The following is a 16,460-nucleotide window of genomic DNA, read 5'->3' on the forward strand; positions in this document are numbered from 1 at the left end:
ATCATTTGTAGTAGTAATATGTTTTTTGTAACTGCATTTAAACTTAAAAGTTTTAGCTATATTAATCTGTCTTAGAGATTAATATAAATTAAAGTTGATTTTAATTTATACTAAAATCAACTTTTTTTATTCAGTAAATTTTAAAAAGATAAACCTAGAACTTATTTTCTAGCTAAATATAGCTCTATGGTGTCATATACTTTTAGCAAATTATTATGTTCTAAAATAGCTTCCTTAATTTCTTCTTCAAATCTTGCTTTTATGGCTAAGTTCATGGTTATATGATCTGAATAGGTATTTAATAGGGATATATAATCACAGGCATTAAAGGCTCTAGTTTTGTGATATAGTTTAAGTTCAACATCTTTAAATCCATATTTCTTTAACTTTTCTAAAAGTTCTTTATAATGCTCTTCATCATTTTCTATAGGTTTAGCCTTTGAGGGCTTATATCTTTCATATATACTTTGAATTTTTTGGTGCAATAAGTCATCCTTACGACCTATAAAGGGTTTATTCCAAAATAATGCTAAGGTTCCACCAGGCTTTAGGAGTTTAAATGCCTTTGGGTATCCTATATTTTCATCAATCCAATGGAAGGCAGTTGCAGAATAGATAAGGTCAAAGGTATTTTCATCACATTTAAAATCCTCAAAGGGAACATTTAATATATTAAAGTTTTTATAGGCTTTAAACTTATTTTTAGAAAACTCTGCAAGATTTTCTCCAAGTTCAATAGCTCTTAAGTCACATCCAGTTTTAAGAAAGGGAAGAGTAGCTTTTCCAGTACCAATTCCAATTTCCAAAGCCTTTTTATGCCTATCTAATTTTGAATATTCCATAATATCATGAAATAATTCCTCACAATAGGTAGGCCTCCATTTCTCATAATTCATAGCATCCTCATTAAAGGTAAAACGCTTGTCCATAATACACCTCTTAAAAATTAAATTTATACCATAATATTTTTTATACAATTTTTATTATATTACAAAACTATTTTAATGTGGGATTAAAACAAGTAATTGCTTGGACAATTGGTGGAACTCTATTTGGACTATTATGTTATGCTATTTCAAAATCAAAGATAAAGAAAGTAGTGTAAATTTAGAAACTTGCTAACTAAAGTAAGTTTAATAAGATTTATTTAACTTGGGAATTATATTATATAAAGGAATAGGTTTTAAAGAGAGTTACAGGAGTCTAGGTAGAAGAAGTAGAATTATATTATAAGAACTAGAAATATATTATATAGAAGAATAAAGTTAGGATAAATAAACAAGGATTATAATTTTAGATTTCAATATTATATTGTAAAATAGCTTTGCTTTAAGAAGAAATAGCATTTTAAATTTAGCCTTCTATTTGCTAGGATTCTTGCAAAAATATAAGAAATATCAGTTGACCAATACGTAAATTTTAATCTTATATTTACTAAGTTTCTTGAAAAAATATAAGAAATAGTAGCTAAGAAAATATTATCTATTATATATTGAAATAAACATAACATTAGGAGTATTATATATTGCAAAGGAGGGGTTTTGTATGAGTGAAGAGAACAATGAACTAATAATTGAAGAAGTTGAGATAAAGGGTAAAAAGCGTAAAATAAATTTAGAAAAATACGCAAAATTCTTTTCTGATAAGGACTTTTTTGAGAAATTAAGAAAATTTGCTAAAAAGGCTGGTATCAAGGTAGGTTACACATGTCTATTGCTATATTACACTTTAAAAAAGGATACAACCCCTAAGTGGGCTAAAAGCATAATCATAGGTGCCTTAGGATACTTTATCTTTCCTATAGATTTCATTCCAGATATTGCACCAATTGTGGGATACACAGACGACTTAGGACTTCTAATACCTGCCCTTGGAGCAGTAGCTTTTTACATTGATGAAGAAGTAAAAGAACAAGCCAAAAAGAAACTAAAAGACTGGTTTGGAGAATATGAGGAAGATTCTCTAGAAGACATCAATGAAAAAATAAGTAGAGGCTAGAAAATCACTAATACGGTTGTAGAAATGAGGAATACACATGAATTTAGATACAAATAATCATTCAGTATTCAAGTTATCTTATCACTTAGTATTGGTTATAAAATATCGTAAGAAAGTAATTAATGACAATATTTCAAATAGATTAAGGGAGATACTTGAGAATATTTCACCTAAGTATAATATAACTTTAGAAGAATGGAATCATGATAATGATCATGTTCACTTACTGTTTAGAGCTCCTCCAAATACAGAAATATCTAAATTTATAAATGCTTATAAATCAGCAAGTAGTAGGCTTATAAAAAAAGGAATATCCAATTATAAGAAAACAACTATGGAAAGAGTATTTTTGGAGTAGAAGTTATTGTTTATTAACTACTGGTGGAGTACCTATTGAAGTAGTAAGGAAGTATATTGAAAATCAAGGAATGAAATGAAGTGAGATTATGTTAAAGGCTTATAAATACAGAATATATCCCAATATAGAACAACAAATATATATTGCTAAAGCTTGTGGTTGTAGTAGGTTTATATACAATCAAATGTTAGCTAATAGAATTGAAGTTTATGAAGCTAATAAAGACATATTAACACCTAAAGAAATGGCTAAATTATACTTAACACCAGCTAAATTCAAAAAAGAATATGAATGGTTAAAAGAAGTAGATTCGCTTGCCTTAGCAAACGCTCAATTAAATTTAGATACTGCTTATAAAAATTTCTTTAGAGATAAATCTATTGGTTTCCCAAAATTCAAAAAGAAAACTAATAGAATAAGTTATAAAACTAATAATCAAAAAGGTACTATATATATTGAAAATGGATATATAAAATTACCTAAATTAAAATCTATGGTAAAAATAAAACAACATAGATTATTCAAAGGTGAAATTAAAAGTGTTACTGTTTCTAAAAATCCAATGAGACAATACTTTGTTTCTGTATTAGTTGATACTGAAAATATAAAATTACCTAAAGTTGATAAAAAAATAGGTGTAGACGTAGGACTTAAAGATTTTGCAATATGTTCAGATGGATATAGAGTACCTAATCCTAAACATCTTAGAAAATCAGAAAAAAGATTAAGGAAATTACAAAAAGATTTATCAAGGAAACAAAAGGGGAGTTCTAATAGAAATAAAATTAGGTTAAAAGTAGCTAAATTACATCAAAAAATAGCAGATCAAAGAAAAGATTTCTTACACAAATTATCTACAAAGCTAATTAGAGAAAACCAATCAATAGCAATAGAAGATTTGAAAGTAAGTAATATGATGAAAAATCATAAATTAGCAAAAGTAATATCAGAGGCTAGTTGGTATGAATTTAGAGTAATGTTAGAGTATAAGGCTAAATGGTATGGAAGAAATATTATTGTTGCTCCTAGTAATTACGCTAGTTCTCAACTATGTTCTTGCTGTAGATATAAAAATAGTGATGTAAAAAATCTAGGTCTTAGAAAATGGACTTGTCCGAACTGTGGAACAGAACACGATAGAGACTTAAATGCAAGTATAAACTTAGAAAATTTGATAGCATAAGCTATTGATTATAGCGAGGTCGGTGCTACCTTTTGAGCTTGGGTAAACTTGTAACATTAGTTATATTGACCAAGAAGCTCCCACTTCAAGCTTTAGCTAAGTGGAGAGTAGTTCACGTTTATAGTGTATTTAGACAACAAGGAGTTAGTAAAGCAATTTTTTTATACAAACATTGCTCCCTTTACATATTACACTTTACCTGTCTGTGGGATACCTGCTGGCAAGGTTATTTTTGAAATAGAAAATAGAAAGATTTACTTAAAAGCAAAGTTAAATGATTTTGAAAAAGGTGAACACATTGAAACCTTAAGTGAAATAGGCTTTGAGGATTTAGATGATTTTAGCATTAATAAAACAAAAAATAAGGATGTTTACCACATTACAATGACCAAGAAAAAACACAGCGTTGGTCTAAATTGTAGCAATGGTTTAAATGATGATCTGGCTAAGGAAATAGTTGATTATGTAAAGGAGAGTGCTTAAATGCATAGTTCAAAGAAGCTAAATTCATATATTGTAGCAAATCTAATAATCATAGGCATTATTTTAGTAATCAGCATCTTAATGCATAGAATTAGTATAATATTTTTCTTGAATTTAATTTTAATAGGAGCTTTAAATATTGCCCTTTTAAATAGAGTAAAATATTCCTTAGACCTTTTAAGAAAACTAAGGAAACTAGAAGATGTGGATTTTCCAAAATTTAAGGATATCTCAATGGTGCTTTTAGGAATTTTATTTTCAATAGTTACATATACAAGCCTATTTTTAGATTCTCTTGGAATCATAGATATATCCAAAACCCTTGGAGAGAGTGGACAAACCAACAATATACTCCTATCTATCATACTTTTAATAATTTTCCTTTGGGCCTTTATAACCAATTTATCAGGAGTAATTGTAACAGAATCCACTAGCAAAGGAAGAAAATTCTTTGACCTTAGTGAAAACACTGTAGGCCTTGGAAATGAAGCTCTAAATAGAGCAACAGGCTCCTTTAAGGATGGAATTATACTTGGCTACTACATTTTCTATTTTAAAAATATACAAGTAGCTTACAGAGATAAATCAGGAAACATCATTGTAGAAGGATACGACAAAAGCCCCTTCAAAATAACCATTACAGCAAAAAGAAGTAAGAAGTATTTCTCCAAAATTTTAGATGTAGATTAAGGTAAATAATCTAGAAATACACCTATAAATAGTAAACTTATTAAAGCTAAAATAGATTTAAAGTTAATAATTAAATATAAGTTTATAAGAGTGCTAAAAGTATTAATGTATAAAGATAATAAAAATGATACCAACATGGTATCATTTTTTAAGTTTATAAATTAACTTCACACTAGGAGATTTTTTTATTAGTTTCCTTTAAAAATAAATATTTATTCTTAAGGAAAGTTATATAAAGTGGGAATAAAAGTTGTTTCCAACCATTCATATAATTACCACAATCAAAAAATATGGTTTCATTATCTGAAATAGAAAAATTCAATTTAGGGCTTCTACACCAATCTATTTTTAGATAAATTGTGTGATTCCCTTTCTCTAAATTTATTTGTTTTGTTTCCCCACATTTTATCTTTCCATAATAGGTATCATCTATAATTATCTTATAAGATCTCATCACATCAAGTAAGTTATCTCTATGTATTATTATCATAAATATCCCACCTTTTATTACCGTAATTTATATGTATATTTTACTAAAATTTAAACAAATAGTAAATGAAAGGAGGAGGGTTTTGCTAATTATGTATAATAAGAATATAAAGCATTGAGAAATTGAATTATTAAGTGAAGTATGGGCGGTGTGGAGGCTTAAATGAATAAATTAATAAGCATAAAAGAATCTTGTAAAATACTAATAATATACTTTATTACCACTATTGTTGCTATGATAGTTGCTGGAGTGATTGTAGAAAATGAGTTTTATAATGAATTGAAAAATTATTTATGGGTTTTAATTATATTTACATTATTATTTTTAGTGTTAATAAAATTATTTAGGGTAAAATTTAAATCCGTATTAATTTTTTTAGGAATAATTATGTTTTTACTTTTATTTATACTCTTAAACTTAGAATGTTTTGTTTCAATAGCAAGTGTACCTAATGCAGATATATTTCCAACAATGTTTTGGCTTGCTTTATATACAACATTGCCATTTCAAAGTGTAATAAATCTTTTAGTAGGCTATAACATAGAGAGTTTGTCATACTTAATACTTCCAACATATATGGTAACACTAAGCTTATTAAGTTATAAGGTACTTAAATCTAAACCTCAAAAAAATAATCAAGATAAGTAATTTAAGTTTTATAATAAGAATTTAAAAGTAAAAATGGACATGCTATCTGTCCATTTTTACTCAATAATTTGGAAATAAGATAGTTTTAAAAATAATGGAAATAAATAAAACTTTACCAACCTAAAATTATATAAAATTATCTTTCAGACCTTGAAATAACTAGAGTATAAGCTAATTTTATATTGGTGGTTTAAATTTAAGTAAGACACTGGTAAAATAATAAGAGAGGTATTGAAATAACTAGCTTAAAGATAAATATAAAAACAAAGAAATGGCTATTTTACAAGCATTGAACTTTAACATGGTATGTATTTAAATTTTAAAGCTGAATAAGTTAATGCCTTTTTGATAGAATTGAACTTTAACATGGTATGTATTTAAATTTTTTTTAGTAGCATCAACATAAGAAGAATAAGCAATTGAACTTTAACATGGTATGTATTTAAATCCCTGCCCAATAGGAAATATAGATTTACTTCCAGAAATTGAACTTTAACATGGTATGTATTTAAATCCAATACCACCAATAGGTTTATCAACTGGTTTATCATTGAACTTTAACATGGTATGTATTTAAATTCAATTAAAACTTATTGATTTACAAACTAAAGAACTATTGAACTTTAACATGGTATGTATTTAAATATTTTCATAAACTTTTTTATAAAATGCTGAAATATACATTGAACTTTAACATGGTATGTATTTAAATTGTAATATCAGTTAGCTTTAAGAGTAAATATATTACATTGAACTTTAACATGGTATGTATTTAAATAAAAATATAAAATCAACGTCGGGAAATGATGATGATTGAACTTTAACATGGTATGTATTTAAATACATGTTATACTAAACATAGAGGTGATAGAAAATGATTGAACTTTAACATGGTATGTATTTAAATTTACATGAATACACTAACAGACGAAATGGAATATAATTGAACTTTAACATGGTATGTATTTAAATTATACTTACTTATATAAAACGCAGAACCTTGACTAATTGAACTTTAACATGGTATGTATTTAAATTCGTTAATATATTCTTTATGGTAATAAAATGATATTATTGAACTTTAACATGGTATGTATTTAAATCAAAGTCCTATTGGAATAATTAATCTTGCTTCAAATTGAACTTTAACATGGTATGTATTTAAATTCGAGAACCTTTATAGAACCTTCTCCTACCAAAGTAATTGAACTTTAACATGGTATGTATTTAAATAAATGAATTTAATAGTAGGGATTTTAAGACTTTTCCATTGAACTTTAACATGGTATGTATTTAAATATAACTTTTTTATTAACTTGAGGTTTAGTATCATACATTGAACTTTAACATGGTATGTATTTAAATAACTTTTTTTAATCCAAGAGAATTTGCTCGAAAAGAATTGAACTTTAACATGGTATGTATTTAAATCAATTATTTAAATCAATAATTTTTGGAGTAAATAAAATTGAACTTTAACATGGTATGTATTTAAATTTAGAAAGATAAAATTTCCATTCTAGGATATTGTCATTGAACTTTAACATGGTATGTATTTAAATGTAAGTTCAGCGTTTTCCAACACCTCATTTACTTCTATTGAACTTTAACATGGTATGTATTTAAATTGTTTTAAATCTTTAAACTTATAAGCTTTATCTTTAATTGAACTTTAACATGGTATGTATTTAAATAGATAAACCCCCATATTATTATAAAAACATTCCTTCATTGAACTTTAACATGGTATGTATTTAAATCCGACTACTTGAGAATCTACACCTTTAGAAATTCGATTGAACTTTAACATGGTATGTATTTAAATGCTGTTATCATTTGTATACCTCCAAAAAAATAATATATTGAACTTTAACATGGTATGTATTTAAATTTGGAAAATGCTTTTGAAAACTTATGATAAACCATGATTGAACTTTAACATGGTATGTATTTAAATAAAGAATATAAGAAAAATAATAGGAAAAGAACTTATTGAACTTTAACATGGTATGTATTTAAATATGATTTAAGAGCTATGCAAACAGAAGCTAAGGCAAATTGAACTTTAACATGGTATGTATTTAAATGCACAAGAGCTATCTTCATAAACTTCTAATTGTCTGATTGAACTTTAACATGGTATGTATTTAAATAACTTAGCTAAAGCAGTTTTAGAAGTTAATTCTGCATTGAACTTTAACATGGTATGTATTTAAATTTCTCTTCTTGCAATAAATCAGTTTCTTTAGTCATAATTGAACTTTAACATGGTATGTATTTAAATTTATAATTTTAGGTTTTCTTTCTTAAAATATTTATGATTGAACTTTAACATGGTATGTATTTAAATTTCTAATTCTTGTTTCTATGTCAAAAGGGTTTCTTATTGAACTTTAACATGGTATGTATTTAAATCCTTTTATAGATTTTCTAATATAAATTGCTATTTTTATTGAACTTTAACATGGTATGTATTTAAATATATATTCCTTAGGCTTTCTATCCTCTTTCAACCATTGAACTTTAACATGGTATGTATTTAAATTCACTTAAATAAAAATCAGAAGAAACATAAAAACTAATTGAACTTTAACATGGTATGTATTTAAATTTAAAAGAAATGGTTCGTCAATATGCACAAGTACAAATTGAACTTTAACATGGTATATATTTAAATGTTGCTAATTTAGATAAGCAGGTTAATGGTGTTAAGATTGAACTTTAACATGGTATGTATTTAAATCTTGATAACGGGATAGCCGATTTATCTGACGATAGAATTGAACTTTAACATGGTATGTATTTAAATTGAATTGGAAAATTTGCAATTATATTAATATTTTTATTGAACTTTAACATGGTATGTATTTAAATCTTTTTAGGTAGGAATAAATACAGTGTACTTCATTAATTGAACCTTAACAGTATATGTATTTAAATAAATAACTTCGTAAAATATATATTTTATGAATAAAATTGATATATGTATTTTTATATAAGGACTTTAAATATTAAATTGTTGAAATAGGTATATTTCTATTACTATTTCTAAGCTACTTAAAATACTTTTATTATTAATTAACATTTTATTAAGTAATTAATGTTATAAAAATATATAAATTTATAAAATAATTATTTAATTTTTAAAATTTACTAGTTAAAAGTTAGAATTATATCTATAATAAGTAATATTTTTATAAAATAAAAAGAAAAGATACTTTAAAATATTAAAATGATTAAAAGATAAATTTTGTAAAAATAACTTTTATTGGTATAATTAAAACATCAAATGTATTTAATTTATATAATAAAGTTTTTAATAACTCGTAGAGTATTTAAAGAATGTCTTTAATGCATAAAATATTTTAACCATAACATTAGATGTACTAAACAAAAGATAAACTAAATTATTTGATTTTTCAATTAATTATTTAAAATCAATTTTAATAAAAATACATTAGATTTATAGGAGGTGAGCGTAATGAAAGTTTTTCAACTAAATGTAAAGGTATATCTTTTAAAAAGTATAAAGCAGGAAGAGACTTTAAATAAAATTTGTAGTTTTATAGATACAACTTTAGCTAGAAATCAAGAGTTTTTAGAGCTACATAATAAAAACTGTTATAAGATGTATAGTTTTAATTCCTTTTATCCTGTAGAAGAAAATAGAATTTATAAAGAGGACAAGATATATACTTTTCAAATAAGAACTATAGATGTTAAGTTAGCAAATTACCTTTTAAATGAGCTTCACAAAAGTTACACAAGTTCAATAAAGGGGATAAAGGTTGAAGTCAAAGAAATAAATAGACATCATATTGAAAAAGTGTATTCAATAACTCCAATTCTTATTAAGAATGATTTCGGGTACTGGAAAAATCATATGAGTATTGATGAATATGCTAATAGATTAAAAATTAATATGATTAAAAAGTACAATGAATTTACTGGAGAGAATATAAAAGAAGATTTTCCTCTATTTAATTCATTAGAATTTAACAATAAAAAACCTATAGCTATAAAGTATAAAAATATTAAGATCCTTGGTGACAAGTTAACTTTAAATATAAGTGATGATGAATTATCTCAGAAAATTTCCTATATGTGCATAGGTGTAGGAGCTGGGGAATGCAACGCCAGAGGATGTGGATTTTTAAATTACAGATGGCTATAAATTTTTTTAATTATTAATGTTAAAAATAACTATAAAAGTCAAAAATAAGAATTAGAGAGGGGGAGGAATTTTGTTAGATCAAGTTAGAGACTACATTTATAGTAATTTTGGAGAGACCTTAGAAAATAGAATTTTAGATAATTATATGCTTGCTGATGGTACTTATATAATAGTAAAGCCAGATGGAAATGGACAACTTAAGGAATTTTATAGAGCTGATATTATTTTTGATAAAAAGCTTAAAAAAGTTGATACCACCATAGAAAATTTCAAATTGCTATGTAAAATGGATTACAATAGTAAGCTTATAGACATGAATAAGCCAATTGATGGGAAAAAAGTTATACACAGCAATAATTATTTAAGTTTTTTTGTTAAAAAGGAAAGTTTAAAGCCAGATGAAAAAACTGGACAATCTAAATTAAATCAAGAGCGTATAGATGAATACTATAGAGTTTTATCTAATTTAGAAGAAAAATATGCTAAAAAAGGAAAACAATCTTTAGAGCTTTATAAAAATGTAGAAAAGGAAATAGGAGAGGTTGATTTAGAAAAACTGTCTAAGGTAAAAGCTTGGATTGATGAGAATATTTTTAATTTAGATATAGATTTAAAACAGAAAAACTATTTAAAGATATTCTTCTTATTTAATGAAGATGATTTTTATAAGGAAGGTAAACGTTATCTGATTCCTAATATTTATAATAATAATGATTATAACTTAGAAACAAAGGATCATATATTAGGCCTTCCCAATGATAATATGGGATTAAATTCAAAAAAGCCTTATTTAGAGAATAAAACAAGAAGTGTAGTATATCCATATTTAATAAATCAAGAGGAAGTATTAAAGCAGAAAAAGGTATTTGATTTTCTTTTTAACTTAGCTTCGCAGGGAAAAAATAATATCTATTTAAATGATTCGGAAATCTTTGCTATTAAGGATGGAGAGCTTTTAGATAGTGATTTTACTGGAAACTATATAAGAATTAAAAAGGGAAAAGAATGTGAAATTCATGACTTTGACATGATTTCAAGCTATTCTCCTAAATTAAAGAAAAAGTTTGAGTTTAAAAATATATTAGATGCACCTAGAGAAAACTTATATAAAAACAGAAAAAAAGAAGACACTTGGGAATATGAAACTATTACAAAAAAGAAAGATATGCAAAGTTTAATTAACATAATATTTTTCAATAGATTTTTAGTGACTAATTATTTTTTAGAGGATATTTCAATTAAGGAAACAGACATAAAAAGAGCCTTATTAATATCTAGAGAGCAATTATTTAAGTGGCTTCATAAGGGCGATGAAAGTAATGTTTGGAGTGTTTTAAATAAGGCTTCAAGATTAACCTTAAAGAATTCATTAAATAATGGATATTTTACAAAGGCAATAAATCAGTTTAATTTGATTTATTCCTTAAAGGAGTATTTTGAAGGAGGAGAGGAAAGTATGGCTGATATTCTTTTGGGCATAAGAAAGGATTTAAGAAGCAAGGTCTTAGATAATAAAGAGGATTATATAAATAGCGATAGAGAGTATTTTTTTGCAGTTGGTCAATTAACTTCATATTTACTAGGAAAAAGCAAGGGGAAGAATAAGCCTTTATCTTTAGCTAATCCTATAATAAATGCAAAGAGCGATAAAACAATAAAGGACAATTTATTTAGACTTTATAAAAAATATAATTACGATTTAGATTCAAATAAAGATATAAGATTCAAAAGACTTTATAGCATGGTTTTAAGCTATGAAGTGGAAGGAAAGATACAGGGAGATTTAATAACTGCAGGATATTTAAGTGGAAATATAATGTTTGAGAAAAAGGAGAGTTAGATTATTATGGATAAAAGAGTTTATGGATTAATAGGCATTTCATCAAGAATGGCAAATTGGAATGCTGATTTTACAGGTTTCCCAAAAACAACTTCTGAAGGAGATATATTTGGAAGTGATAAAGCCTTAAAATACCCTATGAAAAAAGCATGGGATAATGCAGGAGAGAAGGTTTTATATATAAAATCAATGAAATTTTCAGAAAGTAAAAAAGGAGAGGTTTCTTTAGTTCCAAAGTCATTGAAGGAAAGATATGAAGATTTATTTGATATTGATGATTTGAAAAAAGAAAAGGATGGCAGAGAGGTTTTAAGAAATCTTTTTAAAGCTAAGGATGTAAAAAACTTTGGTGCTACCTTTGCAGAAGAAGGAAATAATATATCCATAACTGGAGCAGTTCAAATAGGACAAGGATATAATATTTATGAAGAGGCAGAAGCTGAAGAGCAAACCATATTATCACCATTTAGAGATGGTTCTGAAAAGCCAAATAAAAAGGATGATGAAGAGGCAAAAAATTCAACCTTAGGAACTAAAATAGTAACACCAGAAGCCCATTATTGTTATCCTTTTGTTATAAATCCACTTGCATATAAAGAGTTTGTAGAATTAGAAGTTACAGAAGGATATACAGAAGAAGATTATGAAGCATTTAAGGATGCAGCTATTTCTTCAGCAACAGCCTTTGCAACAAATTCAAAAGTTGGTTGTGAAAATGAATTATCAGTATTCATAAAAACTGATAGTACATTATATTTGCCTAACTTAGATAAGTATGTAAAGTTTATAAAAGGAGAAGAAAAAAATACCTTTGAATTAAACTTTAAAGAAATTTTAGATGGATTAGAAGAGAGAATAGAAAGCATAGAAGTTTACTATAATCCTCTAACAATCAATGTTAAAGCTAATTTTGAAGGAGCTAAATATTACAATATCTTTAGTAAAAAAGAGGTGTAGTATTATGAAGGCTTTAAAGTTTACTTTAGAAGGAAAAACAGGATTTTTTAAAAGACCTGATGTGAATTCTAATCTTTATTTTACTTATGGTCATATTCATAAGGTGGCTTTACTTGGGATTTTGGGAGCTATATTAGGTTATGGAGGATATAATCAAAAAAACTCAAAATATAAAGGACAAAAATCTTCTAAGGAAGAGTCAAAGCTTCCTGAGTTTTATGAAAAGTTAAAGGATTTAAAGGTTGCTATAGTTCCAAAGAATAAAAATGGAGTTATAGGAAAAAAGATAAATATATTTAATAACTCTGTAGGATATGCTTCTCAAGAGCAAGGTGGAAATCTTATTGTTAAGGAGCAATGGTTAGAAAACCCTTCTTGGGAAATCTATATTCTTTTAGATAATGAGGAAGCTGAAAAACTTTCAAAGGCCATGATTAATAAAAACTATGTTTATATGCCTTACTTAGGCAAAAATGATCATATGGCTGATATATTAAATTGTGAAATTTGTGAATGTGAAGAATCTTTAGAGGTTAATTATATAGATAGTTTCTTTAAAAAAGACACTTATAAACTGTCAAATAAACCTAAGGAAGATGATTTTGATGATTTTAGTGAGTTTGATGAATTCTCTGAAAATAATAAAGATGTAACCAAGGAAGAACCTCTATATAAATATGAAGAGTTTTTACCTTTATCCCTTGATGCAGAAACAATCATGTATAAAACAGAAAGCTTAGTTTATACAAATAGTTATTTAGAAAAAGAAAAGTATAGTTTAATTTATAAAATAAAAGATAAAACTATTCAGTTTATATAGAAAAATGGCTACATCAATATGCTTAATAAATTTTAAGCAGGATGTAGCCAAATTTTTTAGAAAGGAAAGAGATATAATATGTATTTTGAAGCTTTAAATTCATTAAATATAGATGATTTAATAAAAGAAGAATATACAGTTTTAGCTCATATAGAGGGAGCAAATAATGAAAAAGAAACATTAAAAATGCATATAGACTTATGTAAAGAGTATTTTAAGAAGATTTATAGAGAGAAGAATTTAGGAAAGGTCTTTTTAAATTTTGAAAATATCTTTTTAACCAAACCTTCTCATGATGAAGAAAATTTATTTAGAGAAATGTTAGTAGGCATAATAACTTTACATGATATGGGAAAGATTAATCCAAACTTTCAAGAGATAAAGATGAAAAATAAGCTAGACATTAATATGGAATTAAATATAGATACGAATCATTCCATTTACTCTTCAATAATTTATATAGATTATTTTTTAGGGAAACTTGTAAAACTTAATAAAGAAGGAAAAGTTAAAAAAGAAAATCATAGTTCCTTTTTTACACTTCTTATTTTAAATTCATATATAATTTCTAAACATCATTCACCAATAGATAATATAAACTTATACACAAGTAAAGAAGGAAGACTTTTATCTAAGTTTGAAGAGGAAAAAATTGAGGAACTTAAAAAAATAATAAATCCTATTTATTTTAGAAATTTAATTTTAAATAAAAGGCATATTGAAAAAATACTAGAAAAATATAAGGAGTTCAGTAAAAGCATATTAGAAGGTAAAGATTCCATAAAAAAAGAAATAGGAACATATACCTATGAAAGATTTATGCTTTCAATTTTAATAGCCTGTGATTACTATTCAACTTCAGAATATATGAATGGGACTAAAATTAAGGACATAGGAACTATTAGTGACATAAATAAATTTTATGAAACCTTTAAAAGTGGAGAGATTTATAAGCTTATAAGAGAATATGAAAAGAATCAATATGGCAAGGAAGAGAATTTTTCTAAGGTAGAAAATATAAATGTTTTAAGAAATGAAATGTTTTTAGATGCTGAAAGAGAACTTTTAAAGAATATTGATAAGAATATATTTTATTTAGAGGCTCCCACAGGAAGTGGAAAGAGTAATGTAGCAAATAATTTAGCTTTCAAAATAATAGAAAATGATCCTACTAAGAATAAGATATTTTATGTGTATCCCTTCAATACTTTAATAGAACAAAATTTAGTTACCTTAGAAAAAATTTATGAAAATAATAAAGAGGTTTTAGAAGAAATAGCAGTTATAAATTCTTTATTTCCCATTAAAGAGGTAAAAGGAACTGATTATGAAAAAGAAAAGTACTTTGAAGATTTAGAATACAGTGATTATTCAAAGTCATTGCTTAATAGACAGTTTTTAAATTATCCAATGATTTTAACTACTCATGTTTCCTTATTTTCTTATATGTTTGGCACTATGAAGGAGAATATATTTGCCTTTCATCAACTAGCTAATAGTGTCATAGTCCTTGATGAAATACAGAGTTATAAAAATAAAATATGGAGAGAAATAATAGAATTTTTAAATGGATTTTCAAAGATCTTAAATATTAAAATAATAATAATGTCTGCAACTCTTCCAGATTTAGAAGGGCTTCTTATAAAGGCTGATGTAGAAAATTCATATGAAAAAAGTGGAGATTTAGATGAAAAGTATAAAGGAAATTTAGTTAGGTATGAAGAGGAGAAGGCTTTAAATAATAAAAACTCAGTTAGATTAATAAAAGATAGAGACAAATATTTCAAAAATGAAAAGTTTAAAAATAGAGTAAGGGTCGATTATTCTTTAATGGACTTAGAAAAAGATGAGATTTTTGATGCCTTAATTGAGAAGATTAAAGCTTATGATGGGAAAAAGAGAATAGTAGAATTTATAAGTAAAAACAGTGCTTATAAGTTTTTTGAAGAACTTAAAATAAGAGAAGAATCAGAAGAGGGGTTTGGTGAAATAAGGCTTTTAACTGGTGATGATAATTCAATCGATAGAGAAAAAATAATAAATGAAATAAAAGGGAACAAAGATAAAAAAGGACTAGACAATGTAACCTTAGTAGCAACTCAAGTTATAGAAGCTGGTGTAGATATTGATATGGATATAGGATTTAAAGATTCTTCCATATTAGATAGTGAAGAACAATTTTTAGGAAGAATAAATAGATCTTGTTTAAAGGAAGACTCAAAGGTATATTTCTTTAATTTAGATAATGCAATTAGCATATATAAGGGAGATGTTAGAAAAAACACCAGTTTAACAATAGAAAATAAGGATATTAGAAATATATTAATTGAAAAGGACTTTGATTATTATAACCAGTTAGTTAATGAGCCTCTTTTAGATAATACTAGTTCCTATAATGATAACAATACAGAGCTATTCTTTAATGGACCTGTTAGGAATCTTGACTTTAAAAATGTTGAGGAAAAAATGAAGCTAATAGATGATGATAGAAATGATATTCAAGTTTTTTTAGCTTACGAGATTGAGATTGAGAATAAGAATACTGGAAGTGTTTATAAAATAGATGGGGAAGAAGTATGGAAAGAGTATAGAAATTTATTATTAAATAATGAAATGAACTATGCTGAAAAAATGATTAAATTATCAAAGGTTAAAGCTAAAATGAATTACTTTATTTATAGAATAAGAACAAAGCAAAACTTTAATTATAACGATAGAATAGGAGAGCTTTTATATATAGAAAATGGATATGACTTTTTTGAAAATGGAAAGCTTAATAAATCTATATTTGAAAAAGATATTGGAGAATTTATATAAAT

General features: G+C 25.6%; 12 protein-coding genes, 1 pseudogene and 1 CRISPR repeat array. Of the genes and pseudogenes, 11 read left to right on the forward strand and 2 right to left on the reverse strand.

Annotation, left to right across the window (positions count from 1 at the left end):
* Positions 1-161 precede the first annotated feature (161 nt).
* On the reverse strand, positions 162-929 hold the full coding sequence (locus tag ACYUCG_RS02115; protein WP_460267990.1) for a class I SAM-dependent methyltransferase: 768 nt from the start codon (positions 927-929) through the stop codon (positions 162-164).
* A gap of 616 nt (positions 930-1,545) precedes the next feature.
* On the opposite strand from ACYUCG_RS02115, the gene ACYUCG_RS02120 reads away from it, so the two are divergent.
* The 5 genes and pseudogenes from ACYUCG_RS02120 (at position 1,546) to ACYUCG_RS02140 (ending at position 4,712) form a co-directional block, all read left to right on the forward strand.
* Entirely contained in the window at positions 1,546-1,998 is a 453-nt protein-coding gene (locus ACYUCG_RS02120) for a YkvA family protein (RefSeq protein WP_460267991.1), read from the forward strand.
* A gap of 37 nt (positions 1,999-2,035) precedes the next feature.
* A pseudogene (gene tnpA, locus ACYUCG_RS02125) lies at positions 2,036-2,435 on the forward strand (IS200/IS605 family transposase).
* A gap of 9 nt (positions 2,436-2,444) precedes the next feature.
* Complete coding sequence (gene tnpB, locus ACYUCG_RS02130) at positions 2,445-3,539, forward strand: IS200/IS605 family element RNA-guided endonuclease TnpB (protein ID WP_460267992.1); 1,095 nt, start codon at positions 2,445-2,447, stop codon at positions 3,537-3,539.
* Between the two features lie 123 nt (positions 3,540-3,662).
* On the forward strand, positions 3,663-4,022 hold the full coding sequence (locus ACYUCG_RS02135) for a hypothetical protein (RefSeq protein ID WP_460267993.1): 360 nt from the start codon (positions 3,663-3,665) through the stop codon (positions 4,020-4,022).
* Positions 4,023-4,712 (forward strand): hypothetical protein, encoded by a 690-nt coding sequence (locus ACYUCG_RS02140; protein WP_460267994.1) that lies wholly within the window; start codon positions 4,023-4,025, stop codon positions 4,710-4,712. It begins immediately after the preceding gene.
* 172 nt (positions 4,713-4,884) lie between these two features.
* On the opposite strand, the gene ACYUCG_RS02145 is transcribed toward ACYUCG_RS02140, so the two are convergent.
* Positions 4,885-5,202: a hypothetical protein gene (locus ACYUCG_RS02145; RefSeq protein ID WP_460267995.1), complete on the reverse strand. Its 318-nt coding sequence runs from the start codon at positions 5,200-5,202 to the stop codon at positions 4,885-4,887.
* Between the two features lie 162 nt (positions 5,203-5,364).
* Here ACYUCG_RS02145 and ACYUCG_RS02150 point away from each other — a divergent pair, with 162 nt between their 5' ends.
* The 6 genes from ACYUCG_RS02150 (at position 5,365) to cas3 (ending at position 16,458) form a co-directional block, all read left to right on the forward strand.
* Positions 5,365-5,850, forward strand: a complete 486-nt coding sequence (locus ACYUCG_RS02150) for a hypothetical protein (protein WP_460267996.1) — start codon at positions 5,365-5,367, stop codon at positions 5,848-5,850.
* A 288-nt stretch (positions 5,851-6,138) separates the two neighbouring features.
* A CRISPR array of direct repeats spans positions 6,139-8,790; the repeat unit is 30 nt; unit sequence ATTGAACTTTAACATGGTATGTATTTAAAT.
* 541 nt (positions 8,791-9,331) lie between these two features.
* Positions 9,332-10,024 carry a CRISPR-associated endoribonuclease Cas6 gene (cas6, locus tag ACYUCG_RS02155; protein WP_460267997.1) on the forward strand — a complete coding sequence of 231 codons (693 nt, stop codon included), beginning with the start codon at positions 9,332-9,334 and terminating at the stop codon, positions 10,022-10,024.
* 70 nt (positions 10,025-10,094) lie between these two features.
* On the forward strand, positions 10,095-11,864 hold the full coding sequence (locus ACYUCG_RS02160; RefSeq protein ID WP_460267998.1) for a type I-B CRISPR-associated protein Cas8b/Csh1: 1,770 nt from the start codon (positions 10,095-10,097) through the stop codon (positions 11,862-11,864).
* A 6-nt stretch (positions 11,865-11,870) separates the two neighbouring features.
* Positions 11,871-12,821, forward strand: coding sequence for a type I CRISPR-associated protein Cas7 (locus ACYUCG_RS02165; protein ID WP_110060639.1), 951 nt, complete (start codon positions 11,871-11,873; stop codon positions 12,819-12,821).
* Between the two features lie 4 nt (positions 12,822-12,825).
* Entirely contained in the window at positions 12,826-13,641 is an 816-nt protein-coding gene (gene cas5b, locus ACYUCG_RS02170) for a type I-B CRISPR-associated protein Cas5b (protein ID WP_460268000.1), read from the forward strand.
* Between the two features lie 78 nt (positions 13,642-13,719).
* On the forward strand, positions 13,720-16,458 hold the full coding sequence (cas3, locus tag ACYUCG_RS02175) for a CRISPR-associated helicase Cas3' (RefSeq protein ID WP_460268001.1): 2,739 nt from the start codon (positions 13,720-13,722) through the stop codon (positions 16,456-16,458).
* Positions 16,459-16,460: the final 2 nt, after the last annotated feature.

The organism is Clostridium sp. CTA-17, from assembly GCF_054767895.1.

What these genes read in the sequence shown, in the direction of transcription:
- ACYUCG_RS02115 (WP_460267990.1), bottom strand. Translation starts at nt 929, where the DNA reads ATGGACAAGCGTTTTACCTTTAATGAGGATGCTATGAATTATGAGAAA.
- ACYUCG_RS02120 (WP_460267991.1), top strand. Translation starts at nt 1,546, where the DNA reads ATGAGTGAAGAGAACAATGAACTAATAATTGAAGAAGTTGAGATAAAG.
- tnpB (WP_460267992.1), top strand. Translation starts at nt 2,445, where the DNA reads ATGTTAAAGGCTTATAAATACAGAATATATCCCAATATAGAACAACAA.
- ACYUCG_RS02140 (WP_460267994.1), top strand. Translation starts at nt 4,023, where the DNA reads ATGCATAGTTCAAAGAAGCTAAATTCATATATTGTAGCAAATCTAATA.
- ACYUCG_RS02145 (WP_460267995.1), bottom strand. Translation starts at nt 5,202, where the DNA reads ATGATAATAATACATAGAGATAACTTACTTGATGTGATGAGATCTTAT.
- ACYUCG_RS02150 (WP_460267996.1), top strand. Translation starts at nt 5,365, where the DNA reads ATGAATAAATTAATAAGCATAAAAGAATCTTGTAAAATACTAATAATA.
- cas6 (WP_460267997.1), top strand. Translation starts at nt 9,332, where the DNA reads ATGAAAGTTTTTCAACTAAATGTAAAGGTATATCTTTTAAAAAGTATA.
- ACYUCG_RS02165 (WP_110060639.1), top strand. Translation starts at nt 11,871, where the DNA reads ATGGATAAAAGAGTTTATGGATTAATAGGCATTTCATCAAGAATGGCA.
- cas5b (WP_460268000.1), top strand. Translation starts at nt 12,826, where the DNA reads ATGAAGGCTTTAAAGTTTACTTTAGAAGGAAAAACAGGATTTTTTAAA.
- cas3 (WP_460268001.1), top strand. Translation starts at nt 13,720, where the DNA reads ATGTATTTTGAAGCTTTAAATTCATTAAATATAGATGATTTAATAAAA.